At 40.5% G+C, this 24,927-nt stretch carries 28 protein-coding genes and 1 pseudogene; 16 read left to right on the forward strand and 13 right to left on the reverse strand.

Features of this window, described 5'->3' with window-relative positions; all coding sequences use genetic code 11:
- A pseudogene (locus Q0R88_RS04595) lies at positions 1-646 on the reverse strand (NADH-quinone oxidoreductase subunit D); the annotation flags it as partial.
- Between the two features lie 147 nt (positions 647-793).
- The gene (locus tag Q0R88_RS04600; protein ID WP_295712915.1) at positions 794-1,642 is read right to left on the reverse strand and encodes a cupin-like domain-containing protein; all 849 of its coding nucleotides are present in this window, start codon (positions 1,640-1,642) and stop codon (positions 794-796) included.
- Between the two features lie 223 nt (positions 1,643-1,865).
- Between Q0R88_RS04600 and Q0R88_RS04605 the strand changes: the two genes are divergently transcribed.
- Positions 1,866-2,783, forward strand: a complete 918-nt coding sequence (locus Q0R88_RS04605; protein ID WP_295712918.1) for a glycosyltransferase family 2 protein — start codon at positions 1,866-1,868, stop codon at positions 2,781-2,783.
- A 157-nt stretch (positions 2,784-2,940) separates the two neighbouring features.
- On the opposite strand, the gene Q0R88_RS04610 is transcribed toward Q0R88_RS04605, so the two are convergent.
- Complete coding sequence (locus Q0R88_RS04610; RefSeq protein ID WP_295712921.1) at positions 2,941-3,915, reverse strand: integrase core domain-containing protein; 975 nt, start codon at positions 3,913-3,915, stop codon at positions 2,941-2,943.
- Positions 3,916-4,012: 97 nt separating this feature from the next.
- Entirely contained in the window at positions 4,013-5,227 is a 1,215-nt protein-coding gene (locus tag Q0R88_RS04615) for an NAD(P)/FAD-dependent oxidoreductase (protein WP_295712924.1), read from the reverse strand.
- On the opposite strand from Q0R88_RS04615, the gene Q0R88_RS04620 reads away from it, so the two are divergent.
- Genes Q0R88_RS04620 through Q0R88_RS04630 form a run of 3 tightly spaced genes read left to right on the forward strand, consistent with a single transcriptional unit; the run spans position 5,226 to position 6,999 of the window.
- On the forward strand, positions 5,226-5,834 hold the full coding sequence (locus Q0R88_RS04620) for an NADH-quinone oxidoreductase subunit A (RefSeq protein ID WP_295712927.1): 609 nt from the start codon (positions 5,226-5,228) through the stop codon (positions 5,832-5,834). The genes Q0R88_RS04615 and Q0R88_RS04620 overlap by 2 nt on opposite strands.
- Complete coding sequence (locus Q0R88_RS04625; RefSeq protein WP_295712930.1) at positions 5,827-6,309, forward strand: NADH-quinone oxidoreductase subunit B; 483 nt, start codon at positions 5,827-5,829, stop codon at positions 6,307-6,309. Before Q0R88_RS04620 ends, Q0R88_RS04625 begins: the two co-directional genes overlap by 8 nt.
- A 27-nt stretch (positions 6,310-6,336) precedes the next feature.
- Positions 6,337-6,999 (forward strand): MafI family immunity protein, encoded by a 663-nt coding sequence (locus Q0R88_RS04630; protein WP_295712933.1) that lies wholly within the window; start codon positions 6,337-6,339, stop codon positions 6,997-6,999.
- 406 nt (positions 7,000-7,405) lie between these two features.
- On the opposite strand, the gene Q0R88_RS04635 is transcribed toward Q0R88_RS04630, so the two are convergent.
- Positions 7,406-8,134 (reverse strand): SDR family NAD(P)-dependent oxidoreductase, encoded by a 729-nt coding sequence (locus tag Q0R88_RS04635; protein WP_295712936.1) that lies wholly within the window; start codon positions 8,132-8,134, stop codon positions 7,406-7,408.
- Between the two features lie 179 nt (positions 8,135-8,313).
- Between Q0R88_RS04635 and Q0R88_RS04640 the strand changes: the two genes are divergently transcribed.
- Positions 8,314-9,216 (forward strand): alpha/beta hydrolase, encoded by a 903-nt coding sequence (locus Q0R88_RS04640; protein WP_295712940.1) that lies wholly within the window; start codon positions 8,314-8,316, stop codon positions 9,214-9,216.
- On the opposite strand, the gene Q0R88_RS04645 is transcribed toward Q0R88_RS04640, so the two are convergent.
- Complete coding sequence (locus Q0R88_RS04645; RefSeq protein ID WP_295712943.1) at positions 9,217-9,828, reverse strand: hypothetical protein; 612 nt, start codon at positions 9,826-9,828, stop codon at positions 9,217-9,219.
- 114 nt (positions 9,829-9,942) lie between these two features.
- Here Q0R88_RS04645 and Q0R88_RS04650 point away from each other — a divergent pair, with 114 nt between their 5' ends.
- Positions 9,943-10,449, forward strand: a complete 507-nt coding sequence (locus Q0R88_RS04650; RefSeq protein WP_295712947.1) for a hypothetical protein — start codon at positions 9,943-9,945, stop codon at positions 10,447-10,449.
- Positions 10,449-10,991 (forward strand): GNAT family protein, encoded by a 543-nt coding sequence (locus tag Q0R88_RS04655; RefSeq protein ID WP_295712949.1) that lies wholly within the window; start codon positions 10,449-10,451, stop codon positions 10,989-10,991. The genes Q0R88_RS04650 and Q0R88_RS04655 overlap by 1 nt, the downstream gene beginning before the upstream one ends.
- A gap of 62 nt (positions 10,992-11,053) precedes the next feature.
- Here the strand turns inward: Q0R88_RS04655 and Q0R88_RS04660 are convergent, their stop codons facing one another.
- A complete protein-coding gene (locus Q0R88_RS04660) occupies positions 11,054-11,635 on the reverse strand; it encodes a fasciclin domain-containing protein (RefSeq protein WP_295712952.1) in 582 nt (193 codons plus the stop codon).
- A gap of 298 nt (positions 11,636-11,933) precedes the next feature.
- Positions 11,934-13,388: an NADP-dependent isocitrate dehydrogenase gene (locus Q0R88_RS04665; RefSeq protein WP_295712957.1), complete on the reverse strand. Its 1,455-nt coding sequence runs from the start codon at positions 13,386-13,388 to the stop codon at positions 11,934-11,936.
- Positions 13,389-13,572: 184 nt separating this feature from the next.
- Between Q0R88_RS04665 and Q0R88_RS04670 the strand changes: the two genes are divergently transcribed.
- From Q0R88_RS04670 to purE, 3 genes are all read left to right on the forward strand, one after another.
- The gene (locus Q0R88_RS04670) at positions 13,573-13,968 is read left to right on the forward strand and encodes a hypothetical protein (protein ID WP_295712960.1); all 396 of its coding nucleotides are present in this window, start codon (positions 13,573-13,575) and stop codon (positions 13,966-13,968) included.
- A 47-nt stretch (positions 13,969-14,015) separates the two neighbouring features.
- Positions 14,016-15,155 (forward strand): 5-(carboxyamino)imidazole ribonucleotide synthase, encoded by a 1,140-nt coding sequence (locus Q0R88_RS04675; RefSeq protein WP_295712962.1) that lies wholly within the window; start codon positions 14,016-14,018, stop codon positions 15,153-15,155.
- Positions 15,156-15,460: 305 nt separating this feature from the next.
- Positions 15,461-15,958 (forward strand): 5-(carboxyamino)imidazole ribonucleotide mutase, encoded by a 498-nt coding sequence (purE, locus tag Q0R88_RS04680; RefSeq protein WP_295712965.1) that lies wholly within the window; start codon positions 15,461-15,463, stop codon positions 15,956-15,958.
- A 181-nt stretch (positions 15,959-16,139) separates the two neighbouring features.
- Here the strand turns inward: purE and Q0R88_RS04685 are convergent, their stop codons facing one another.
- Entirely contained in the window at positions 16,140-16,703 is a 564-nt protein-coding gene (locus Q0R88_RS04685) for a YqgE/AlgH family protein (RefSeq protein ID WP_295712968.1), read from the reverse strand.
- Positions 16,704-16,810: 107 nt separating this feature from the next.
- On the opposite strand from Q0R88_RS04685, the gene pdxH reads away from it, so the two are divergent.
- From pdxH to Q0R88_RS04705, 4 genes are all read left to right on the forward strand, one after another.
- Positions 16,811-17,458, forward strand: a complete 648-nt coding sequence (gene pdxH, locus Q0R88_RS04690) for a pyridoxamine 5'-phosphate oxidase (RefSeq protein ID WP_295712971.1) — start codon at positions 16,811-16,813, stop codon at positions 17,456-17,458.
- On the forward strand, positions 17,455-17,952 hold the full coding sequence (locus Q0R88_RS04695) for an NADH-quinone oxidoreductase subunit C (protein WP_295712974.1): 498 nt from the start codon (positions 17,455-17,457) through the stop codon (positions 17,950-17,952). The genes pdxH and Q0R88_RS04695 overlap by 4 nt, the downstream gene beginning before the upstream one ends.
- A 229-nt stretch (positions 17,953-18,181) precedes the next feature.
- On the forward strand, positions 18,182-18,538 hold the full coding sequence (locus tag Q0R88_RS04700; protein ID WP_295712975.1) for a BlaI/MecI/CopY family transcriptional regulator: 357 nt from the start codon (positions 18,182-18,184) through the stop codon (positions 18,536-18,538).
- 11 nt (positions 18,539-18,549) lie between these two features.
- The gene (locus tag Q0R88_RS04705; RefSeq protein ID WP_295712979.1) at positions 18,550-20,499 is read left to right on the forward strand and encodes a M56 family metallopeptidase; all 1,950 of its coding nucleotides are present in this window, start codon (positions 18,550-18,552) and stop codon (positions 20,497-20,499) included.
- A 138-nt stretch (positions 20,500-20,637) separates the two neighbouring features.
- On the opposite strand, the gene Q0R88_RS04710 is transcribed toward Q0R88_RS04705, so the two are convergent.
- From Q0R88_RS04710 to Q0R88_RS04720, 3 genes are all read right to left on the reverse strand, one after another.
- The gene (locus tag Q0R88_RS04710; RefSeq protein WP_295712981.1) at positions 20,638-21,738 is read right to left on the reverse strand and encodes a DNA topoisomerase IB; all 1,101 of its coding nucleotides are present in this window, start codon (positions 21,736-21,738) and stop codon (positions 20,638-20,640) included.
- 161 nt (positions 21,739-21,899) lie between these two features.
- Positions 21,900-22,190: a DUF3892 domain-containing protein gene (locus Q0R88_RS04715; protein ID WP_295712983.1), complete on the reverse strand. Its 291-nt coding sequence runs from the start codon at positions 22,188-22,190 to the stop codon at positions 21,900-21,902.
- A 158-nt stretch (positions 22,191-22,348) separates the two neighbouring features.
- Entirely contained in the window at positions 22,349-22,561 is a 213-nt protein-coding gene (locus Q0R88_RS04720) for a hypothetical protein (protein ID WP_295712986.1), read from the reverse strand.
- A gap of 93 nt (positions 22,562-22,654) precedes the next feature.
- On the opposite strand from Q0R88_RS04720, the gene Q0R88_RS04725 reads away from it, so the two are divergent.
- The gene (locus tag Q0R88_RS04725) at positions 22,655-23,041 is read left to right on the forward strand and encodes a VOC family protein (RefSeq protein WP_295712989.1); all 387 of its coding nucleotides are present in this window, start codon (positions 22,655-22,657) and stop codon (positions 23,039-23,041) included.
- Positions 23,042-23,064: 23 nt separating this feature from the next.
- Here the strand turns inward: Q0R88_RS04725 and Q0R88_RS04730 are convergent, their stop codons facing one another.
- Positions 23,065-24,318, reverse strand: coding sequence for a metallophosphoesterase (locus tag Q0R88_RS04730; protein ID WP_295712992.1), 1,254 nt, complete (start codon positions 24,316-24,318; stop codon positions 23,065-23,067).
- Between the two features lie 305 nt (positions 24,319-24,623).
- On the opposite strand from Q0R88_RS04730, the gene Q0R88_RS04735 reads away from it, so the two are divergent.
- Entirely contained in the window at positions 24,624-24,824 is a 201-nt protein-coding gene (locus tag Q0R88_RS04735; protein ID WP_295712994.1) for a hypothetical protein, read from the forward strand.
- Positions 24,825-24,927: the final 103 nt, after the last annotated feature.

The following is a 24,927-nucleotide window of genomic DNA, read 5'->3' on the forward strand; positions in this document are numbered from 1 at the left end:
TAAATATCTGGTTATCGGTAAGTAGTTGATTAAGTTCAACCATTTTGGGTTTAAAGTATTCTACAAAATCGCGGCAGCGCTCTTCAAAACCAACAGGTAAATCATAAAACAAACCGCCTACCCAAATATAATTATAAAGCATACGCGAGCCCGAAGCCCATTCCAGCATACCCATAATATGTTCACGGTCTCTAAAACACCATAAAAAAGGGGTGAAAGCACCAATATCAATACCGTAGGTGCCAATGGCAATCAGGTGCGATGCAATGCGGTTAAGTTCGCAAACAAGCACGCGGATGTATTCCACCCGTTTAGGGATATCTTTATCAATCCCCATCATTCGTTCAACACCCATCACAAAAGCGTGGCTGTTGTTCATAGAGGCCAGGTAATCCAGCCTATCGGTAAATGGAATAGTTTGCTGGTAGGTTAATGATTCGGCATGTTTTTCAAAACAGCGGTGCAGGTAACCAATATGTGGGATAACTTCTTTTACAATTTCCCCATCAGTAATCAGCTCCAAACGCAAAACACCATGGGTAGATGGATGCTGAGGGCCCATATTAAGCACCATATCCTCCACACTGGCATCAGCAATTTTTTTATTATAATTAATGAGTGCTTCTTCGTATTTCTGATTAGTGATCACCAATGTTGTTTCCTGTTTTGTTGGTGCCAAAAATCAGCATTTTTTTCTTTTATCGGGCAAAATTGGTATAAAATTAAATAGAGTACATGCATAAATATGCAGCGTAGCTACGCCATGCTTTGCATCCTCAGCATACTGTGGTTTTTATTTTCCCTTAAATCCCTCGCTAATCTTTGAGGTTTGTGTAGCCACCGCGGCATATGCGTACATGGCCACTGCTTTTAATTTACTCTGCCGTTTTTTAAATGTCCAAACGTCATCCATAAATTTTTTGTGGTTTTTGCTGTTGAGTGTATCAAAAGCTACCGAAATAGTTGGCGTAAGCGAATAGGCCGTATGCCAGGTACCAAAAGGGATAAATAAAGTTTCGCCGGGGCCAACTACAAAGTTGATGGGGGTTGCATCTTTAAATAAGGGGTGCTTATCAAAGTCAGGTTCAAAAACATTTACTTCAGAGCGCCATGGATCATCCGCGCGTGGGTATAGCATATGCTCTTGTCCGCGCGGGAAAACGGTAAAACGCTTTTGGCCGTAAAGCTGGGTAATCCAGGCATTAAGGTGGTAATAATCAATATGCATATATGGGAACCTGCCACCAGGGCCGCCAATAAACAGCTCGGTAGCGCCGCCCCATTTGCCTATGCTGAACATTTTATTTTTTAACCAATTTGGCGATGCATAATTAAGATCCAAGGGGTCTAAAAGTGGCATCAACTCTGGTATGGTTGATGGTATATCAAATATGATAGGGTACACCGCTGGCTTTTCTTCGGTGCTGGCCTCAACCATGTCCATGGCTTCTTTCATGGTGAGGGTATTGCCCCTTACGTCGGTTTTACGATCGGGATAGTTTTCCCTGAACCAATCCGGACTAAACAGACCATTCGCCTTCCAAACTTTGGCGGCATTTGTAAAAACCAGCGGAATGCCCGGTTTATAATGCTCCTCCATAAATTCTTCGTAGGTGATATTGTCTCTTCTTATGATATCCATGGTTTATTAATTAGCGTTGTTGATACAATCTTAAGTAAAATATTTTACTTATTATGTTCGTATTAGAGTGATAAAACGTTTGAAAAAGGCTTGTTTTTTTAAATGAGTTTTACGAAGAAAAGCGCATGAAAGTTTATAGAAATCATGATAATCCTGTTTGAAATTTTTATGATGAAGATGTTTGTGGTGGGTATGTTATCGTATTGGGCTAAACAAAGCTTTTTTGAAGACTAATCACAATTTAAATACCTTTGGCTTAATGAAAGTATCCGGATTTACATTTATCAGAAACGCGGTTAAAAACGACTACCCTATTGTTGAAGCTATTAACTCTGTTTTACCTCTTTGTGATGAGTTTATAGTAGCCGCCGGTAACTCTGATGACGGTACCCGCGAACTAATTGAGGCTATTGGCTCGCCTAAAATTAAAATAATTGATACCGTTTGGGATGATTCATTAAAAGATGGGGGAGTTGTTTTTGCGGTTGAAACAGATAAGGCTTTTGCAGCAATCTCACCTGATAGTGATTGGGCTTTTTATATCCAGGGTGATGAAGCTGTGCATGAAAAATATCATCCTCTTATTAAAAAGGAAATGGAAGATGCTTTAAACAAGCCAAACATCGAAGGTTTGCTGTTTAAATACCGGCATTTTTATGGCTCATATGATTACTATGGCGATTCGAGACGCTGGTATCGCCGGGAGATTCGTTTATTGAAAAATATTAAAGGCATAAAAGCCTATCGTGATGCGCAGGGTTTCAGGCTGGATGGCCGTAAGATAAAAGTGAAGTTGATTGATGCCTATATATATCACTATGGTTGGGCTAAGCCCCCTCAAGGCCTCAACAATAAAATCCGCAACTTTAATAAGTTTTATCATGATGATGCCTGGATGGCGCAAAACCTACCCGAAACTTATGAGTTTGATTACAGCAATGCCGATAAACTGGTACGCTTTACAGGCACCCACCCAGCGCCTATCCTGAAGCGTATTGAGGCTACCAACTGGAATATAGACTTTAGCACTAAAGAACTGCGTAAAAGCATGACCTTTAGGCGTAAGTTGCTTCAAAAGATAGAGCAGATTACCGGCTGGCGGATAGGTGAATACAGGAATTATGAAATTGTGGAACGGTAAGCATTTTTTACCGTCATTGCGAGGCACGAAGCAATCTCTACATAAGTAAATCGTCTATGCAAAATCACCCTTTTGCGTGCGCTATGTATAGTTTAGAGATTGCTTCGTGCCTCGCAATTGTAAGGGTTTAGTAATTCGGTAACAGAATTAGGTATTTTTATTTGTTGTTTAGGGTGACCATATCGATAGGTTTTTTACCATTGATGCCCTGATGTGGCCGTTCCCAGTTATAATAAACAAGATATTTGAGGAGTTCATCTTCCAGCTCTTCAAAGCTGTCGAAATCGGTATCTTCAATAAGGTCTTCTTTAAGGGTCCTCCAAAAGCGTTCCACCTTGCCGTTGGTTTGCGGCCGATAAGGCTGCATATACCGCCGTTTGATGCCTGTTTCCATTAACATTCGCTCAAAAGGATGGTTCCGCTTTTGCAAACTTGTTGAAGTACCGAACTCCGGGCCGTTATCGGCAATGATCTCCTCGAACTGGATGCCGAACTCCCGTTTGAGCGCCTGCATGCAATGCATGGCAGTGAACATGGCGGTCAGCGCGGTGATGTCTTCCATCACCTGTGCCCAGGCCAGGCGGGAATAATCATCCAGCACGCAAAGCAGATATAACCTCCTATTTTGCCCTCTGATCACACTTTTACTCAGGTGATGACAGTCAATATGTCCTAATTGGCCCATACGTTCTTTGATGATCTTTCGCTTTATTTCCTTATCCGCCGCATGTAAACGGTTCTTTTGATACCGCTTTAGAATATTGTACACACCAGACGGCGATGGGTTAAAGTTATTTGATTTTTGTTTAAGCTGATAAGCTATTTCAAACTTATTGCAACCTCCCATACGCAGATCAAGCACTTTTTGCTCATCATCCGGGTCAGGTCGCCTGGTAGAATACCTTGGCCCACGCTTAGCGGGCAACAGATCCAGTTCATTACCTGACTGCTTAAAACGGTTATAATACTTTAAAAAACTTCTCGGATCGGTATCATGAGCTGAATAGAAATCTTTGGCAAACCTAAAAACAGTATGTTCACCACGCTTTACCTGTTCATATTCACCGATTAAAAAACGGTATTTGCTCAGGTAATTTCGCTTTAAGGTAAGATCGTTGTTTATGTTCCGCATAACTTTTAGCTTTATTAGTTAAAGCTAATTCTGTTACCGAATTATCTGACCTTTACAGCAATGACGGGAGTATTATTCTACTTTTCTTAAATTCTGATCAAAGATTCTGCGCTATTACAAACCCACTTGCCCAGGCCCATTGAAAGTTATAGCCCCCAAGCCAGCCCGTAACATCTACGCATTCACCGCCAAAAAATAAACCGGGAATTTTCTTGGTTTCCAGTGTTTTAGATGATAGTTCATCGGTAGATAAACCACCGCGCATTACCTCGGCTTTGTCATATCCTTTATCGCCGGCCGGTTTTACTTTAAACTCATGTATTAAGGTACTAATATCCTCAATTTCGGTTTTGGTGAGGGATGCCAGGTTTTTCTCTACAGGTAATTTATCACTCAACGCTTCGGCAAACTTGCGGGTATATAAACCAGCCAGATAGGCCAGTAACATTTTTTTACCATTGGTTTCTTTTTCCTGCTGAATCAGGTCGGCAATGTTTTGGTTAGGGAGCAGATCGATATAAATATATTCGCCAGGTTTCCAGTAGGACGAGATTTGTAAAATGGCCGGGCCACTTAAACCCCAATGGGTAAACAGGATATTCTCTTCAAAGCTAATCCTATCGTTCCAAACCCGGCAAAAGATGCTGTTGCCAGATAATTGCTCATACCAGGGCTGATCTTTCCCGGTAATGGTAAGCGGTACCAGGGCGGGGGCGGTATCCGCTATTTTGAGGTCGAACTGGCGGGCTGTTCTTAAGCCAAAATCAGTAGCGCCCATTTTAGGGATTGGTAAGCCGCCAGCTGCTATCACCACACTTGGCGCGCTTATAAACTCTTGCCTGCCGCCAATTTCAACACGAACGGTAAAGCCTTCGTCGGTTTTTTCAACCATTTTTACATCGGCATCGCACCAGATCTCCTGGTCAAGATCGGCACATAGATTGGTGAAAACTTCTACCACATCTTTAGCTTTATCACTTACCGGGAATAACTGGCCAAGCGTTTTTTCCTTTCCTTCAATACCATAAGTTTCAAAAAAGCCGATGGTATCATCCACTGTCCATTGCGAAAAGGCTGATTTACAGAAATGTTGATTTTGCGATATAAATTGCTGGTCGGTGGCGTACAGATTGGTGTAATTACACCTTCCGCCGCCGCTGATGAGGATCTTGGCACCCACCCGGTCGTTTTTCTCGAGGACGAGGGTACGTTTGCCTAAAAAGCCGGCTTGCACGGCGCACATGAGTCCGCACGCACCTCCGCCAATTATTATTGCATCAAAATCTGTTTGTTTTGTTAATTTTGTAGTCATGACCGAAGTTTCGCAAATATCAGAATTTGGAAAGATACTCATCTTTCTGCTCACCGGAATAATAATGGTGTGCGTGATATTTTTTTTCAACAGATTATTGGCGCCCAATAACCCCAATTACGAGAAGCTAACTTCCTATGAATGTGGCGAAGAACCCACAGGAAATGCCTGGTTGCCCTTTAATTCGCGTTTTTATGTAATAGCGCTGATATTTTTATTGTTTGATGTGGAAATGGTATTTATTTTTCCATGGGCGACAGTATTTGGGAATCACGAGCTTATTGCCGGGGACGCCCGTTGGGGATGGTTCTCTTTAGCGGAGATGTTCATCTTTTTAGGCATCCTGATATTAGGGTTGGTTTATGCCTGGGCAAAAGGCGACCTGGAATGGATTAAAGCCAAGCCTACCGTACCTACTACTGATGTAAATATCCCGGCATCGTTTTACGAAAAACTAAACCTGGAACAAAGTAAATTTACTGTTAAAGCGTTTAATATGGGCAATGAACCGCTTGCAGAAGCCGTTGTTGCTGCAACACCAACAGAATTACCACCGGTAAGAAAACCGATGTTTAAACCCACCTTTAAAAAGCCTGCAAATGAGTAGCGAACTAACCAGCGAAGAAGGTGGCGTAGTGATCACCAAAATGAACGACCTGCTTAATTGGGCGCGTTTATCATCCTTATGGCCCTTGAGTTTTGGGATAGCCTGCTGTGCCATTGAAATGATGGGCTCCATGGCATCCACTTACGATTTGGACCGCTTTGGCGTTTTTCCGCGCCCGTCAGCCCGCCAGGCTGATGTGATTATTATAGCCGGTACCGTAACCTTTAAAATGGCCGAGCGCATTAAACGCCTGTATGAGCAAATGCCCGAACCAAGATATGTGATCTCTATGGGATCATGCTCCAACTGTGGCGGCCCTTACTGGCAACATGGTTACCACGTGGTTAAGGGTGTGGATAGGGTGATCCCTGTTGATGTATACGTACAAGGCTGCCCACCGCGACCAGAAGCTTTGATTGGAGCTATATTAGAGCTGCAAAAGAAGATTGAGGGTGAGCGTTTGATTGGTGCTTAAAAGAGATTTAATACAAAATGAAATAGCATGATCAGTTGGTTTAAAAAACGAAAAAGTATTAAAGACCAACTGTTATATTTAATAAAGGTAGCTGAGTTATTCGGGCTGAATGAGGTTGATGTTAATAACTCGAAAGAGTACCTCCAATATAATGAATATGGGGTATGCTTTGATATACTCATAGCCAAAATGCATGAACATAATATCGAGATAGACAACGATATTTATATTGGGATCTGCGATGTAGCAAAGCGAATGAAGATACCGCTTGAAGAATATTCGTTTATGAAAGAATTAGTTCGCGATAATCCTCAAAAGGCTGTAACTGTAAAGAAATACCCGTTTCATGAGCAGGTTTTGACTGGTGAAATAGAAAATGTTAGGGCGGGTCTGGCGCTTGAGACTAATTTAGATGAACTTGATGGATTTGGCAACTCGCCCTTACATTGGGCTGTAATGGGCGGATATTTAGATATAGTTGAACTTTTACTCAGCGCCGGAGCCAATCCCAATACAATGTCATCACAAGGATATACACCCAAATGGAGCGCAGCGGATTTTGGGCTTACAGAGATTGAAGTATTGCTGACATCATTTGGAGGAAAGATCGCTACAAATGAAAATTTTGACAACGTATCTTGGTCTGTATTCAAAGATTTTTTGGGCCAGCAGATGCCTGGTGGAGAATGAACAATTGAAAATATATGAAGATACTCATCGTCCTCCGTTCAAGTTTCATCGTATCCACAATCATTTCCCATTTTTTTGTCGGCAATTGGAACATTATTTTCAGTGGTAACCTGCCTATGTAGCTTTTCGGCATTAGGGCATTTTATGTATACGGATGGTATGGTAATGATGATGCCGGGTTTTATTCCCTTTAAAAGATTCCTGGTTTACTTTACAGGGGTTTTAGAACCGGCTCTTGGTATTGACTTGTTGTTTAATGGGGCTACCTATGACAAGTTAAAGAATGCCAGACTTACGAAGTTTTTAAAACTTCGTAAGTCTTTCGCCGCTTGTTATTTCCAACTTTAGAGTTTTCCGAATTTTATCAATTCAAATGACAAACGGGTAATTATGGTCGTTAGTTTTATTAATTCACCGTATTCAACCTGTTAAATATCCCCTTTATTTCTTCGGGACCGCCATTGGCCATCGCTTCGCTAAATCCAAAAGTCAGTTCGGTTTTTTCGTTTTTCAATTGTTCAAAAATCGATTCGATAAATGCACTTACCGGAGGATGCGCATCATGCAAACCCTTGCCACCCAGATCGGTATTCAATGCCGGTGGGATGATCTCAATCACCTCAATGTTTTTTGATTTCAGTAGATGACGTGCGGATAGCGTAAACGAATGGAAAAATGCTTTGGTTGCAGAGTACACCGGTACCATGGTAAAAGGCACAAAGGATAAACCCGAAGTTACGTTTATAATGGTGGTTAACAATTTTAGCTTCATGAACAGCGAGGTTAAATGTAATGGAGCCTCGATGTTGGTCGCAATTTCTGTCTTGGCACGCTCAAAAAAATCCTCGTCGGTAATTTTCATCCATTGCTGTACGCCTGCGTTATTTACCAGCACATTTAGGTCGCTGTGGTTTTCGGCAATCCAATTAAAAAGCTCTACTCGTTCAGCTTCAGCCGAGATATCGCATACCCGGGTAATTACTGTTGGGTATTTTTCGGCCACTTCCTGCAATACAGATTCGCGACGGCCGCAAACTATTACCGTATTGCCTTCCTGTATAAATCTTTCGGTAAGCCCTAAGCCGATGCCGCTTGCACCGCCGGTGATCAAAATTTTATTGTTGGTTAATTTCATGTTATTTGTTTTGTAGTTGATATACCAAAGATGTTAATAAAACAAGGGAGCTTAGTTACGAATATCAAACCATAGTTTGCGAAATTCAAACCTGTTTAAAACTGATTATGCAGCTAATAATCTTTAATATCTGAACAAGGTATTTATATAAAGCCTATCTTTAATTCAACTAACCAATTATGAAAAAAAGCAGCTTGTATTTTTTTGCAGCATTTGTTTGCGCGGTAAATATTTCAAAAGCCCAGGTAAATCCTAAGCCCGATATTTTTCCTAAAGGCACCACATTTATCAGCAATGTGCCATACGCCGGTGATACCCTCAAAAAGCACTTGTTGGATATCTATCTTCCGCCGGTTGTAAAAAGCAGTTATCCCCTTATTGTATGGATTCATGGCGGCGCGTGGATGCTGAATGATAAATATGCCGATATGGGTTATATGACCCAAACCATAAAAGGGTTTATTGATAAAGGATATGCGGTTGCATCAATAGATTATCGCCATAGCACCACAGCGCCATTTCCGGCACAGGTGCAGGATTGTAACCAGGCTGTTGAGTTTTTATACCAGAACGCCAATAAATACAAACTCGACCGCGATAAAATTGCACTCATTGGCTTTTCGGCAGGAGGGCATTTGGCTTCGTTGATGGGTTTATCTAATAACAACAATGTAAAAGAGTTTTACCAGACCGGAAAAAAGCCTGCCTTCAAAATAAAACTGGTGCTTGATTTTTATGGCCCGTCTGATTTTTTATCGATCAAGGGTAACGAATCAACTGATCCTCAAAGTCCATTAACCTTACTGCTGGGTGCCCGGGTGTTTGACCGTCCCGACCTTGCTCAAGTAGCAAGCCCTGTTACTTATGTAGACAAAAATGATCCTCCTTTCCTTATTGTTCAGGGCGAAAAGGATGAATCTGTAAGTCCCCAGCAATCTATTCTACTTAGCTTACACCTAAAACTGGCGGGTGTAAAAAATGAGTTGATCATTGTGCCCAACGCCCCGCATTACGGAGTTATGTTTGATGCGGAGGACATCAGGAATAGGGTATTTTATTATTTGAACCAGTATTTGAAATAATTAAGATCGTATCACACTACGTTCTTCTACAATCTCCTTTAAAAGTACCTGCAGTATCACAGCGTTCCAATCATTGGCGAAGCTTTTGCTGACGCACTGCTTTTTATTTTGGCAGTTGTAGATCATGAAATAAGTTTGGTAACTGCTTACAGCAATCTCGTCCCACTGTAATATATGTTGACGGTCCCAACCAATGCCATCACAATGGAACCGGATACCGCAAAGCTCAAAAGTTTGATGTATTGTATATAACTCATGGTAATAGCTAAACATATTTATAAAATAGTTTTTCCATAGCTGCTGTATAATATCAGCCCATAATTTACCGTACAAATGTTTACGGATGCCGTAATAACTACCAAGTTTAATCCGCGTTATTTTTTGCTCATCATTTTGTATCTCAATAAAATATTGGCGGCCAAACACAAAATTATATCCCCTTGTCCAGGTAATTCCATACCGGAAAGCTGCAATATTTTGAGTAGGTAAAAACACCGTTGAAACAAAGCTCCGTTGTTTTTCAATCGTCAATCCCTCCACCTCAAAACATAGTTTTTTGCTTGCTTTGTTGCTTAGCAATCCGGGGATCTCAATTGTGTTTTCGGCATTCATTTGGTATAAAAATAGGCATCAGTTTTAATACTTTATTTAACTGTAAAAAATAAACCTGTCAATACAGGTGCTTTTTATAAAAAGCATAACTTTATAGTATTAAATCTCATCACCATGGCTGCAAAAAATATCAAACCACAACAAAACGACGCCATACTTACTATTTTATGGCTTTGTTTTTTAACAGGAACGCTCGATGGCATAGCAGCCATCATCTGGAACTATTTCACCAATGGCAGTATTCATGCTGATATTATCTTTAAGTTTATCGCAAGTGGTGTATTTGGCAAAGCAGCATTTAATGGCGGCGCCGAAATGGTGTTGGCCGGAGTTATATTCCATTATCTCATTGCTTTTTTATTTACGGCCGTTTTTTACCCGCTTTACCCCATTTGCGATAAGCTTTTGCGCAATAAATATTTAATTGCCATTTTTTATGGGGTTATTACCTGGCTGGTGATGAATCTTGCTGTTGTACCTTTAAGCAAAATTGGTTTTCACCCTATTAAGGTGCAGGTTGCTTTAACGGGAATTATTATACTGATAATTTGTATAGGTTTGCCTATAGCTCTTATTGCAGATAAAAAATATTGGGCATCTAAATTTACACCGCTTAAGTAATGCCAGTTAAGTTTCCATCAACACAATTCCCAGAATTGCATACCCATCGGTTGAGGTTAAGAGAGCTGATGTTTAGTGATACACAACAATTATTAGCTATACGTAGTAACGATGATATAAACCGCTTTATCGGCCGCAGTTCGGTGCAGACTGCCGAAGCCGTAAATCAGTTTATAGCGGCGCGGAGAAAGGATATGATCGATAAGCGAAGTGTGTACTGGGGTATTGAACTTAAATGCTCAGGTAAACTTATAGGAGCGATATGCTACTGGAACCTCAATGATAAGGCCATAAGTGCCGAAATAGGTTATGAGCTATTACCATCTGAACAAGGCAAAGGTTTGATGAAAGAGGCTGTTGATAGCGTTATTGCTTATGGCTTTGATGAAATGGAGCTGAATACCATAACAGCATGGCTTTCTCCTGCAAATGTGAAATCTGTTCAGTTACTGGAGAGGCATCATTTTAGTTATAATGAAACCATTGATAAACAGCTTGTTTACAAATTAAGCCGCCTTACCTGGCAAACAGGCATGCTTTAATAAAAAAGGACCAGGCGTTTTACCGCCCGGCCCTATGGATTTAAAAATTGGACTGAAAATCTTTATTGTGGCATTAATACGCCGTTTAAACCGTGTACAACACCATTTGATGCCATGGTATCAAATGATATCACCTGCGCGGCATTGCCTTTTGCATCCACAATCTGTAAATTGCTTTTGTCATTAACAGATAAGTTAAGCACCTCACCATCGATGGTTTTTAATGAGGCTTTACCTTTGCCTGCACTTAATGCTTTAATAATATCGGCTTTGGTATATTTACCAGCTACTACGTGATATTTTAGCAATTTAGCCAGTTTAGCATGATCTTTAGTTAAGTCATCCATGGTTGGCTTAGGAACTTTGCTGAAAGCTACATCGTTAGGTGCAAATATGGTAAATGGGCCAGGGCCCTTTAAGGTAGCTTCCAGATCGGCAGTTTTTACAGCCAGTGCCAATGGCGCAAAATCAGTAGTAGTGGCCAATACACCTACCACATCGCCAGATGAGGCAGCTGTGGCTGCCTGGGTAGTTGCAGGAGCAGCTTTAGCAGTAGTATCCTGTTGTTGTGTTTGTGCGATTGCGTTGTTCGATAAAAATCCAATAGCTAATGAGGCTACGGCAATTAAAACTGACTTTTTCATGTTCATCTTTCTTTGATCTTGTGTGTAAATAAAATGTAAATGAGTAGCAGTTTTTCCTAATAATTTCCTTTAGTTATATATTTAGTTAGTTATTGTATTTATTATAACTAATAATTACATAAAAGGTTTTCAGTAAACACGAATTTCACTAATTGTATCGAATTTTACGAATTGAGATTGGCTCTAATTGCACTGATGATTTTAAATTATACGAATGGTAATTTGCACGAATTTATTCCGACACATCAGTATAAATTCGTGTAAATTACCTTCCCATTTGTGAAATTGGTGTCTATTTTTATTGGCCCTGTGCCAGGGTATAGCCAATTTTACCGTCGAATTTCATGAGGAACTCAACCGAACAAACTTTTACTTTTTCAGAAAAATCTGCTGCTATGTGAAGCAGTTCTTTTTGGGTTATTTGCAAACCTGGTTTCTTTTCAAAGCGTACACGGTATTCGTTCACCAGTTCGGTGTAGATCGATCCTGTGGGCCATACCTGGGTTCCCCGGTTGGAGATCATCACCAGGTCGAAGTTATCTGTAAGTACAGTTTTCGCGATCTCGGCAAGTGCGGCAGGTTGTACCTTTGATTCAACAAAAACATCAACACCAACCATTTCTTCTTTGATGTTTTTGGTAGCTGTAAGCTTGTTTTTTAAAGGTTGTATTTTTTCGGCCTTTACTGCTAAGTCAGGATTTGAAAACACGCCTCCGCTTGCAGGTACTTTACCCAGGTTGGCAATAATGGCATTTGTAAAGCTACTGGTGTTTGATGCAGGAATAGTTTTGTCGCCAAAATCACCGGTATGCACGCCTTGCTCTAAAGTATATAATAACGCGTTTTCGATATCAGCCGCATTTTTAGAAAACCCCAGGAAACGCAGCATCGAAATGCCTGATAACAATAACGCTGTTGGGTTAGCTATGCCTTTGCCCGCAATATCCGGTGCGGTGCCGTGTACGGCTTCAAAAATGGATATATTATCGCCAATATTGGCTGATGGTGCAAAACCAAGACCGCCAACCAAACCTGCGCACAGATCAGATACGATATCGCCCTGAAGGTTGGTTAATACGATGGCCTCAAAAGTTTGCGGGCGGGTTACCAGTTTCATGCACAAATCGTCCACAATAATATCCGAGGCCTCAATATCCGGGTATTCTTTAGCTATTTCCTGGAAAACTTCAAGGAAAAGGCCATCGGTAAGTTTCATGATATTGGCTTTATGGCCGCAGGCTAATTTTTTAAGTCCTTTGCGGCGGGCCATTTCAAACGCATAGCGAATAACCTGTTCAGATCCCGGGCGGGTGATTATACGCCTGCCAACGGCCACGTCATACGTCAGCAAGTGCTCAATACCTCCGTAAGTATCTTCAATGTTTTCGCGGATAATGGTTAAATTGATAGGGATGCCTGCTTTAGAGAAAACGGTATCAACGCCGTTCAGGCTGCGAAAATCGCGCTGGTTGGCATAAGTGTTCCACACTTTGCGGGCAGTTACATTGATGCTCTTTACACCCTTGCCTTTTGGCGTTTCCATAGGGCCTTTAAATAATAAGCCAAGTGTTTCAATGGTTTCCTTAGCTTCTGGCGTCATCCCGGTGGAGTGTCCCGCATCGAAATAGGATTTACCCATCTCAACAAATTCATATTCAAGCTGTACATCGTTTGCCTCAAAAACGTTTAGTACGGCCTGCATTATTTCGGGGCCTATCCCATCACCATTGGCAACTGCTATTTTGGTTTTCATAGAAAATATATAATAGTAAAAAACGGCGCAAAGGTAGCCGTTTTAAAGGCTTTAAATGGGCGGCGATACTTTATCAGCCAATTTGTGACATTTATATTAAAGCTTTACGCCCGCTGATTCATTTATTTGCATAATAAATAATAACAGGCATCACATTAAAGTGTTTTGCCCCAACAGATCACGTATGAAAGGACTTCCAAAGCAACTTTTTAAAACTTTTATATTCTCGCTTATTTTATCAATAGCTGCGACCAGTATTTATTATGCTATAAAGCAAAAAGGGTTAGACTACAGCCATGTGCTACCTGTTATTTTTGAAGATATATTCTTTTTAAATATTATAGTGTTCGTGATGTCGTTGCCGGCGCTATTCCTGGTAAATCCCAGTTATTGGAATAATCTTACGGTTAGGTTACCATTGTATTTTTCAGGTTCAATCGCATTTTTAGCAACATCTATGACCATGAAGCTGCAGCCTGCAGATAAAGTTGTTTACTTGCTTACCGGAGCTATTTTTATGATAGTTCATTCGGTTTTTTATTATTTAACGGTAAAAAGGCGGGTAGCTATAGATGTTTAAGCAAAAATAGGCTTTTTGAAAGATTTCAGGTAAACTTGCAACATCAAATGAAAGCATTTTACGGAGATCTAAAATTGGGTATCTTGGGCGGCGGCCAGTTAGGGCGCATGCTGATACAACAGGCTATAAATTATAATGTTACGGTTAAAATTCTTGATCCGGACCGTGAAGCACCGTGCCGAAAACTGTGCGATGAGTTTACTGTAGGTTCGCTGGGCGATTATGAAACCGTTTACAATTTCGGTAAAACTGTTGATCTGCTAACCATCGAAATTGAAAAGGTTAACGTGGATGCACTTGAACAGCTGGAAAAAGAAGGGGTGATGGTTTACCCGCAATCGCGCATTATCAGGCTGATACAGGATAAAGGTTTGCAAAAGCAGTTTTTTAAGGAGAACGATATTCCGACTGCTGATTTCCAGATCATATCATCGCCACAACAATTACAGCAAAGCTACATCCCGTTCCCTTACATACAAAAGCTGCGCCGGGATGGTTATGATGGTAAAGGCGTTTACAAAGCGCTTGATGCAACATACCTGGATAAAGCTTTTAAAGAGCCCAGCCTGATTGAAAAATGGATTGATTTTGAAAAGGAAATTGGCGTTATAGTTGCCCGTAATGAAAACGGTGAAGTGAGCGCTTTCCCGCTGGTAGAAATGGAGTTTAATCCCGAAGCAAACCTGGTGGAGTTTTTAATATCGCCATCAACCTTGCCTTTTGAGATACACCAACAAGCCGAGCAAATAGCCAAAAAGATAGCCGAAAGCCTGAAAATTGTTGGTTTACTGGCTGTAGAAATGTTTTTAGATAAACATGGCAAAATATTGGTGAATGAATTGGCCCCACGTCCGCACAATAGCGGGCACCAAACTATTGAGGGTAATGTGGTTTCGCAGTTTGAACAACATTTACGAGCCATATTTAACCAGCCATTGGGTGATACCGCCTGCCTGAACAACGCCATTATGGTAAACGTTTTGGGCGAAACCGGTTACGAAGGGCCTGCAATTTACCAGGGCATAGAGAAGGTAATGAAAGTGCCAGGAGTATATATACATCTTTACGGCAAGGCATTGACCAAGCCATTCAGGAAGATGGGGCATGTTACGATTGTTGATATAGATAGGGAGAAAGCAATTGAGAAAGCGAGATTTGTGCAGAAGACGCTTAAAGTGATAAGTTAGCATAACATTAATAAAAGACGTTGCTGCGAATGCTAGAGTTTCGCGAAAACCTGAATAGGAAAGACATTAAAAAAAAAGGTTGTCATGCTGAGCCTGTCGAAGCATGTGGGCAAAGGCCTCTGCGCGCGCCCTTCGACAGGCTCAGGGTGACAGGCCATTTTAGAATGCATGATTAAATATGTCATAGGTAGTGATAGAAACCCGACACCTAAAGGGGAAAGGGGAAATGACAAGCGACGAAAGCCTTACGAAGTTTTTAAAACTTCGTAAGGCTGGAATACGCAACACGATTAGATAAAAGAGCCATGAACAATAAAGAACCAAAAGTAGCCATCATCATGGGCAGCAAATCCGATTTGCATATTATGCAGGATGCGGCCGATGTATTAAAAGAATTAGGTGTTGATTACGAGATCACCGTGGTATCCGCACACCGCACACCCGATAGGATGTTCAGCTACGCACGTGCAGCTGCAGATCGTGGTATAAAAGTAATTATCGCCGGCGCCGGCGGTGCAGCACATTTGCCGGGCATGGTGGCATCATTAACACACTTGCCTGTTATTGGAGTGCCTGTAAAATCAAGCAACTCCATAGATGGCTGGGATTCTATCCTGTCTATCCTGCAAATGCCCAATGGTATCCCGGTGGCTACGGTAGCGCTGAACGCCGCCAAAAATGCAGGTATACTGGCCGCGCAAATATTGTCAACAGCCGATGAGTACCTTGTTAAGAACCTTATTGATTTTAAAGACGAGCTGAAGAAAAAAGTAGAGGAATCGGCAAAGGAAATGGAAGGTTAGCAGTTAGCAGTTAGCAGTTAGCAGTTAACAGTTAGCAGTTAGCAGTTAGCAGTTAGCAGTTTGCAGTTTGCAGTTTGCAGTTTGCAGTTTTTTTGGGAGGCCAACCAAGTTAGTCAAAATTCTGAAAATTCTTTAATTCTGTAAATTCTGATTCAGACAAAATAGACGTTCAACTATCAACTCAGTTTAACGCCGGGTTTTCTGGAAAGTTGGCAATATGGGCATATCGGTTACCTAAATTAATTACTACCTCTTTCCAAAGATTATGTTCGTCGTTGCTGAAAAGGCTTTCGGCTTTAAATTTATCAGATACTATCCAACTGTCGGCATTAATCTCTTCGTCCAGCTGCTGCGCGGTCCAGCCAGAGTAGCCTGCAAAAAATTTGATCTCGGATTCATTAAGCTGGTAATTACCAACCAGTTTTTTTACTACTTCAAAATCGCCACCCCAGAATAAGCCCGGGGCAATCTCGATACCGCCTTCAAGCTTTTCGGGAACACAGTGTATGAAATGCAATGTGTTTTTAGCTACCGGGCCGCCTTCATAAACCGGCATTTCTGAATAGGAAACATCGGGCAATACATCACCAAGCATATATTCGCCCTGGTGGTTTAAAATAAAGCCCATAGCGCCATCGGGTGAAAATTCGGTTAGTATAATAACTGATCTTTTGAAGTTCGGATCCATCATAAATGGTTCCGAAATAAGTAAACGCCCTGCGGCAGCCGAAATAAGACTTAGCATAAAGGTTTATATTTAAATGACACAACAATCATAATAAAAATATGTTCATTTATGAAAATGAATTGTATTCAATGTATACGGATTAATTAATTTGTAAGTTTGCACAAATGGATCAGCAGGAATTACAAAATTTAAGGCAGGATTATTCTGCCGCAACTTTATTGGAAAATAGCACCAAGGCCGACCCGATAAACCAGTTTGAACAATGGTTTAACGAAGCCTTAGCCGCAGAATTGCCAGAACCTAATACAATGATACTGGCTACTGCCACATCTACAGGCAAGCCATCAGCACGGGTACTTTTATTAAAGGGCTTTAATCATGCGGGCTTTGTGTTTTATACCAATTACTTAAGCCGTAAAGGTAAAGAAATCACCAAAAATCCGCAGGGAGCTATAACTTTTTTCTGGGGCGAACTTGAACGCCAGGTACGTATTGAAGGTACTATTGAAAAATTAAGTAAGGAGGAATCTGAAAGATATTTCCACTCGCGCCCAAAAGACAGCCAGTTAGGTGCTTTGGTATCGCCGCAAAGCCAGGAGATTGATGACCGCAGTGCGCTGGAGGAGAAAATGACTCAACTGGAAACTGAATATGAAGGTAAGGAAGTGCCAAAGCCATCATACTGGGGCGGTTATATTTTAAAACCACAAATGGTAGAGTTTTGGCAGGGAAGGCCAAGCAGGTTGCATGACCGTATCCTTTATAAAAGAACCGACAAAAAGACCTGGAAAAAAGTACGTTTGGCTCCATGATGTTTAACGATATCAAATTATTACTCATCCAAAAATTTGGTGAGGCTGTAATTACAGGCGAAGAAACTGGCGGGCTGCAACCCGCCTTGCTTATTAATCCTGATGATATTGACATCGTATGCCTGGAGTTGAGGAACAATCCCGAAACCTACTTTGATTTCCTATCAAGCATTAGCGGCGTACATTATAATGATGAAACTAACCGCTACGGCGTGGTTTATCATTTAACATCAATCCCCTATAAAACACAGCTTACATTAAAAATAAGCAAACCATATGACCGCGAAAGCGATCAACTCCCTGAATTTAAAAGTATAACCAGCGTTTATCGTACTGCCGACTGGCATGAACGCGAAGCTTACGACCTTTTAGGTATTTTCTTCACCAATCACCCCGATCTGCGTCGTATATTGTTACCCGATGACTGGGAAGGTTTCCCGCTTCGTAAGGATTATAAGGCTGCTGAGTACTATAAGGGGATTAAAATAGATTAGCACACTTTTATAATTCTTCTGACCCAGAGGTTGTGCCGAACTTGTTTCGGCACTCTATATAGTACAGGCAATCATTACCTGTACGCTTCTCTGTTGCATACTTTGCATGTTGGGTACCGAGACAAGTTCCATAAGTTAGCTATAACAAAAAGCCCGCCTCGTTAAAAATTGTTAAATTATTTTGTTAATTACGAAATGTTCGTAGATTTACGAAACAATCGTAATTAGTATGGAAAAATTATCTAAACAGGAAGAGGAAGCAATGCAGGCAGTATGGCAAAGCGGTGCTGGTTTTATAAAAGATTTTCTTGACCAGATGGTCGAGCCCAAGCCACCATATACCACACTGGCCTCAACTATAAAAAACCTGGAACGCAAAAGTTTTTTGAAGAGTGAAAAAATGGGAAACTCGCTGCGTTACAGCGCTGCCATAAAGGAGGAGGAATATAAAAAGCGCTTTATGAGTGGTTTTGTGAGTGATTACTTCCAAAACTCATATAAAGATTTGGTTACTTTTTTTGCTAAAGAAAAGAAACTGAGCGCCAGTGATCTGCAGGAGATTATTAAACTGATTGAAAAACAATAAACCATTAAGCCATGCCAGCATTGTTTGTTTTTTTACTTAAAGTAAATGTTGCTTTATTATTGTTTTGCGCTGGTTATTACCTGGTATTGAGGCATCTTACCTTTTATACCCTTAACCGCTTTTATCTGCTTACAGCTATTCTGTTTGCAAGTATTTACCCCAGGATAAACCTGAACGATTTTGTTCAGCAGCACCAGGCTTTGGCCAGGCCGGTTCAACGGGTTGTAATTAACTGGCAGGCTCCGGCGCAGGCGCTGGTAAAACAGGTTGATAATCCAAACTATTGGTTTTATGTAGAAGTAATATTCTGGGTAGGGGCGGCCTTCCTTGCCGTACGGTTATTTATACAGTTGTTTTCCTTATACCGGTTATATAAAAGCTCGCAACCGGCAACCATTGGCAACCACCATGTAAGGGTGATGGATCAGGACATAGCGCCATTCTCGTTCTGGCAAAGCATTTTTGTAAACCCTGCCAACCACGAGCCAACTGACCTCAAGGCCATATTGTTACATGAACAGGTGCACGTAAATCAATGGCATACAGCCGATATTTTACTGGCCGAGTTTAGCAGTATTTTTTACTGGTTTAATCCCGGTATCTGGCTCATGAAAAAAGCCATCCGCGAAAATATTGAATTCATAACCGATCAAAAGATCCTTAAAAAAGGCATCGATAGTAAAACTTATCAGTATAGCCTGGTTTCGGTAAGTTTTAATAATACCCAACCTGGCATAGTTAATCATTTCAATTTATCAACCATAAAAAAACGTATCATCATGATGAATGCTAAAAGATCTTCAAAAATAAACCTAACCCGCTATGCTTTTTTAGTGCCGGCAGTTGTTGCGCTGTTGCTGGTTTTCAGTATTTCAAAGGCCGATTTTGTGAAACCTATTAAAATTACCCTCGCAAATGCAGTTAAGCCATTTGCAAATGCTATACACGTGAATATCGCAAAGAAAGCCGATACACTTAAACTCGTTTCAAAACCGGTAAAAGGGGATACTTCAAAAACAACCTTTACTGTAATAACAGACAGCTATACTTCGGTGTACTATATCAATGGAGAAAAGGGAAACGCAAAAAATGTTGATCCTAATAGTATCACGGGCACTTATGTTTTAGATGGTAAGCAGGCTGCGCAATTCGTTAAGGATAAGTATAAAGAAAATGTGCAGGTTGTGTTTATAACTACCAAAAACTCCGTAGCAGGGCAAAAATTAAAGGAAAAGCTGGATAGTTATTTAAAGGTTCACCCAGGTGTGGATGTTGCTACAGCTACTAACTTTCCTGATGTGGACTTAAAGGGAGATGTACAAAAAGTGATGGTTAGCGACTTTAAAATTGTAAGCGATACATTGAAAGATGGCGCTGGAAAAGCAAAAACCGTTTATTATAATTATAACGTTACACCCCGTGTTCCAGGCGTTTCAGGAAAATCAATTACCAAAGTAATTATTGCGGGTAAAAATAATCAGGTAATTAAATCCGATATCAAAATAAATGAAGTTGTCACCAATTCCGTTACCGCCAACACAATTGAGGATGATAACGATGAAGGCGATATTGCAAAGGTAGTGGGGACTACAGCCGCTGTTTCCAGAAATGTAACCATTACTAAAAGAATTAACGCCAACGGTACTTCAACGGCAACAGTTAGCGGTTGGAGCACCAGCCCGGCAATTAAAACAATTGTAGTAAACGGCAAAAGCGTTAATGATACCATAATGGCGGCGACCAGCCCTCGTGTAATCTACATTCGTAAAACCGCTGATAGCACAAAGGCAAGTCCGCTGATCCTGATTGATGGTAAAGAAGCTTCATCAAAAGGAATGAAAGAGCTTAATCCTAATGATATTGATAGCGTGAGTGTTTTAAAAGATGATGCCGCCGTAAAAAAATATGGCGACAAAGCCAAACAAGGTGTTATCATGATTAGCTTAAAGAAGAAAAAATAAATATCAAGCAAGGGGCCGACTGGGTTAGATTAAGTTGATTTAGGATCAGTTAATAGTTAATAATGAATTTTCTTTCTCTAAACTTAATCAACCCAGCTGGCCAAATCTAAATCGACATAACTTATTGTAAACAAGAAATTAACTGGCCACGGCCAGTTTTTCTGTTTCAAGGAGTTTTAATAAGGCTTTTTCGGCCAGGTTAAGCTCGGCGGCTTTTACATCTTCCTGCTCATTAATCTCGCTGATATATTTAAAAATGGTTCCCTCTTCGTAGCTTTTTATTACCGTTGGGTGTACATAGTATTTTTTACATACAGTGCGGGTGTTACCCAGGTTAATGGCTACTTCATCTAATACGCTTACTATTTTTTTTCGGCATTCAGTTATGCTGTCAAATTCGCCGGCTTCTTTAAATGCATATAAGGCGCTTACACTACCCGCCCACGTACGGAAATCTTTAGCGGTGAAATCTTCGCCGGTTATTTGTTTCAGGTAATTGTTGATATCGCCCGAGCCTATACTGCAGCGTTCACCGGCTTCATTATAATATTGAAAAAGTTCTTTCCCCGGTATATCACGACATTGCTTCACCAATCGCGCCAGCTTTTTACTTTGGAAAGCAACTTTATGAAAAACGCCTTTTTTGCCTTTAAATTCAAATTTAATGTTCGAGCCGCTAATGTCAACATGCCTGTTTTGTAAAGTGGTTAAACCAAATGAACCATATAGTTTTTTATATGATTCGTTACCCACACGGATGCTGGTTAGCTCCATTAATCGTACTACCAGTGCCACCACTTTTTCATGATCGAGCTTGTGCCGGTTAAGATCTTTATCAACCTGTTCACGAATGGCAGGCAAATACCCAGCGAACGTTTGCAGTCGATGATATTTACTTAGATTACGGATCTGGTTCCAGCCTGCATGGTAACGATATTGTTTACGACCTACGGCATCAGTACCCGTAAACTGAAGATGGCCATTTGCATATGGCGAGATCCACACATTGGTATAAGCAGGAGGGATTACCAGCTTTTTGAAGCGTGAAATTACCTCCGCGTCCTTAACCAACGCGCCATCCGCATCATAAAAACACCATCCTTTACCTGCTTTTTTGCGGGTATACCCCGGAAAGGAGTCTGATACATATCGCAAGCCAACAGCCTTTGCTGTTACTTTGGGGTCACGACCAATTTTTTCCAGTTTTTGTTGTAAACGATCCATGTTCCTGATAAACACAGTGATGATAATTTAGTTTTATTGGTACTGAACCAAAGAATATAAATTTTTTAAGAGATTGAACCTCAAATATCATTGCATAAAAAAACACCCGTCAAAACATGACGGGTGTACATAGGTAAGGTTTAGGTGTAAAAACGAAGGTTTAGGTTTGTTATTAATTATCTTGGCGCTAAAAAATTTAGCAGTTTGTCTGATTTTGTTTCGTCGAGAACGGTCCTTACGTATTTAAAGCCACTTTTTGTTGTGGCAGTAATAAGATTGAATTTATTGCCTTCATCATCAAGGATGTAAGCCATGCCGTTATCATTTATCCAATCAAAAAGTACGTCCCTTGTGGTAATGCCCCTGTTTTGAGTATTATCATCCACCCACATCAATGAATTGATGGACAGGTATGGATTGTCATACTCATTATTAGTTTTGTGAATACCTGTTATTTGTATGGGCATGTTGTAAATATCAAAGGATTGATGTTGTCAAATCTCTGAAATATATAAAGCGCGGTCAACCCGTGAAAACACCGTATTTTACACCGTTAAAATACGGTGTAAAAGGTGAATATACCCCTGTGGAATATCAGATTAATTATTATAGTTTTAGATGCAGATTAGATCTTGATGATCTTATTGATCTTATGTTCAGGTTGTTTGTGGTTATCTGGCTTAGGGATGTTTTTAACAATAGTGATTAATGTATTTGCAATTAATCCGGTAGCTTTTAAACCAAAATGAACAAAGGGTTTCATCACTTCCCATACAGAATGTACGGTTTGTACTTCTGTTTCCTGTTTCCCTATCTTTTTTACGTTGTGAGTTGCCATAATGTTGATGGTTAATTTATAATTATGGAGATAAGCATAAAAACCTTGCCATAAATTAACTTTGTTATATTTGATCAATAAACCTAACCTAAAATGCAAATAAAAAACCAAATCGGCCGAATCGTTATCCTCGTTAATGATTATGAAGATGCCTTAAAATTTTACCAGTTAAACTTTGATTGTAAAGTGTTGGTTGACTATACCACAACAGAAGGCCAGCGTTTTTTACATGTAGGTTTTGATGATGTTTCTGCGACAGGGATATGGTTCTTAAAGTCTGCAGATAACCGGGTTGGCAACCAAACCAATGGGGAGCCTGTATTTGTAATGTATACCAATGCCCTGGATGCGTTATATCAAAAATTAACGACGAATAACGTTAAAATAAAACAAGTTCCTGTTTATGCTGATGATTATAGCTTTTTTCATTGCTATGATCTTTATGGCAACGAAATTATTGTGGCAGAACTAAAAGGATGATCCTGAAAATTCAGGATTTTGTGTTATGCCTTTTTCCTTAACTCAATAACAGTAATCTCGGGCCAGATGCCCAGCCTGCCGGAGAAAGCCAAAAAGCCAAAGCCGCGGTTTACATACAGGTATCGGTTTTTTTCGTTAGCAAGGCCCGCCCAGTCAACGTACTTGTATTTAACGGGGCTCCATTTAAATCCCGGGATCTCTATGCCAAACTGCGCACCATGCGTATGGCCTGATAGTGTAAGATGAATGTTTGTTGGGTTGTAACGCACCTGCTCCTCCCAATGGGTAGGGTCATGTGATAGCAGTATTTTAAAGGCATCAGTTGGTACACCTTGCAAAGCTTTATTAAGGTCGCCAACTTGTGCAAAGCCACGGCCCCAGTTTTGGATACCAATAAGTGATATTTTATGACCGTCTTTTTCTATGGTCACGTTTTCGTCCAACAGGAGCCGATACCCTAAAGCTTTGTGGTGTTGCTTTAGTTTATTAAGGTTGGCTGCTTTTTCCTGCGCGCTGTTCCATTGAATGTAATCACCATAATCATGGTTGCCCAATATGGAGAACTGGCCGTATGGGGCTTTTATAGCGCCAAATCTATCAATATAGGGTTCAATTTCTGTAGCCGAATTGTTTACTAAATCGCCGGTGAAAACAAAAAGGTCGCTTTTTTGCGCTTTAGCCAAATCAATGCCTTTTTGCATAGCTTCGGTATTATCAAAACTTCCGGAGTGGATATCTGATAGCTGGGTAATGGTAAAGCCGTCGAAAGCATCGGGCAGGTCATCAAAATATAACGTGGTACGGTGCAGTTTGTAATCGTATTTGCCTTTAAACATCGCGTAAAAAAAAGAGGTAAATGGCACTGCCGCCACCAATACCGCTACCTGGCTAATGAATTTACGCCTGGCAGGGAATGGCGATACGCTACCTTTGGCACTTGCCAGGTTAAACAAACCCACAAAAAAACGGCCTATATCGCCCAAAAACAAAACGATTATGAAAACCAGTTTGGTTACAAAAAAGGTGAGGAATAAACTCAGGATCCATTCATGAAAAGGCCGCATACCACTTGCTGTGCTAAAGGCGCCAAAGCCAATTAACAGCAGTGCGGTTACGCCAACAGACGTTAACAGGTATCCCCATAAAACAATATTACGCCAGAGTAGAGATGCCCAGTTGGCGGTTAGGGTTTTCAGCCCGGCAAAAACATACCAGTCAAACAATAAACTGATAGCCGAAATAATTAGAAATACTTTAATAAAACCACTGCCGTGCATAAATATAGGGTATAGATAGGCAATTTAGTAAATGATAGGCAATTGCGGCGGTAAAATTTAGCTTCGATGCCCCATTTCGGTCTGTTTCAAAAGAATGGAGAGGGAACTGGTTGAGGGGATAGGCCCCGGTTATTGTTAAAGTTTGTTAAACTCAACAGTAATTAATAATACACTTTAAGCTCGTGGCGTTTATGATTTACATTTTAAAGATAAAAGTTAATCAAATGATTAATTTTTACTTTTATCAAACAAAGCTTTAAATACAAACACATATTTTTGATTATCCATTTTAAACATCAATACCCATGGCAATATTAACAATTCAAATCCCCGACAACGAAGTTATTACTATATCAACCATTGTTGAACGCATTGAAGGCAGCATTATTAAAGTAAACGCCGATGAGGACGTTTATACTAACCATTGCCTGCAAAAAGAGGACGATATATTTATTAAAAATAAACTTGGGCCATCATCACCGTTTAATCATTTCTGGAACGATTAAGCATTATCACAAAATTTAGGTTTAGCCTGTTAATATACCATAAAAGCAAAAAGCCCCGCGTTTTAAAACGCGGGGCTTTTTGCTTTTATGGGCTTCTTTAAAA

Source organism: Mucilaginibacter sp. (assembly GCF_025362475.1).
Lineage (GTDB): Bacteria > Bacteroidota > Bacteroidia > Sphingobacteriales > Sphingobacteriaceae > Mucilaginibacter.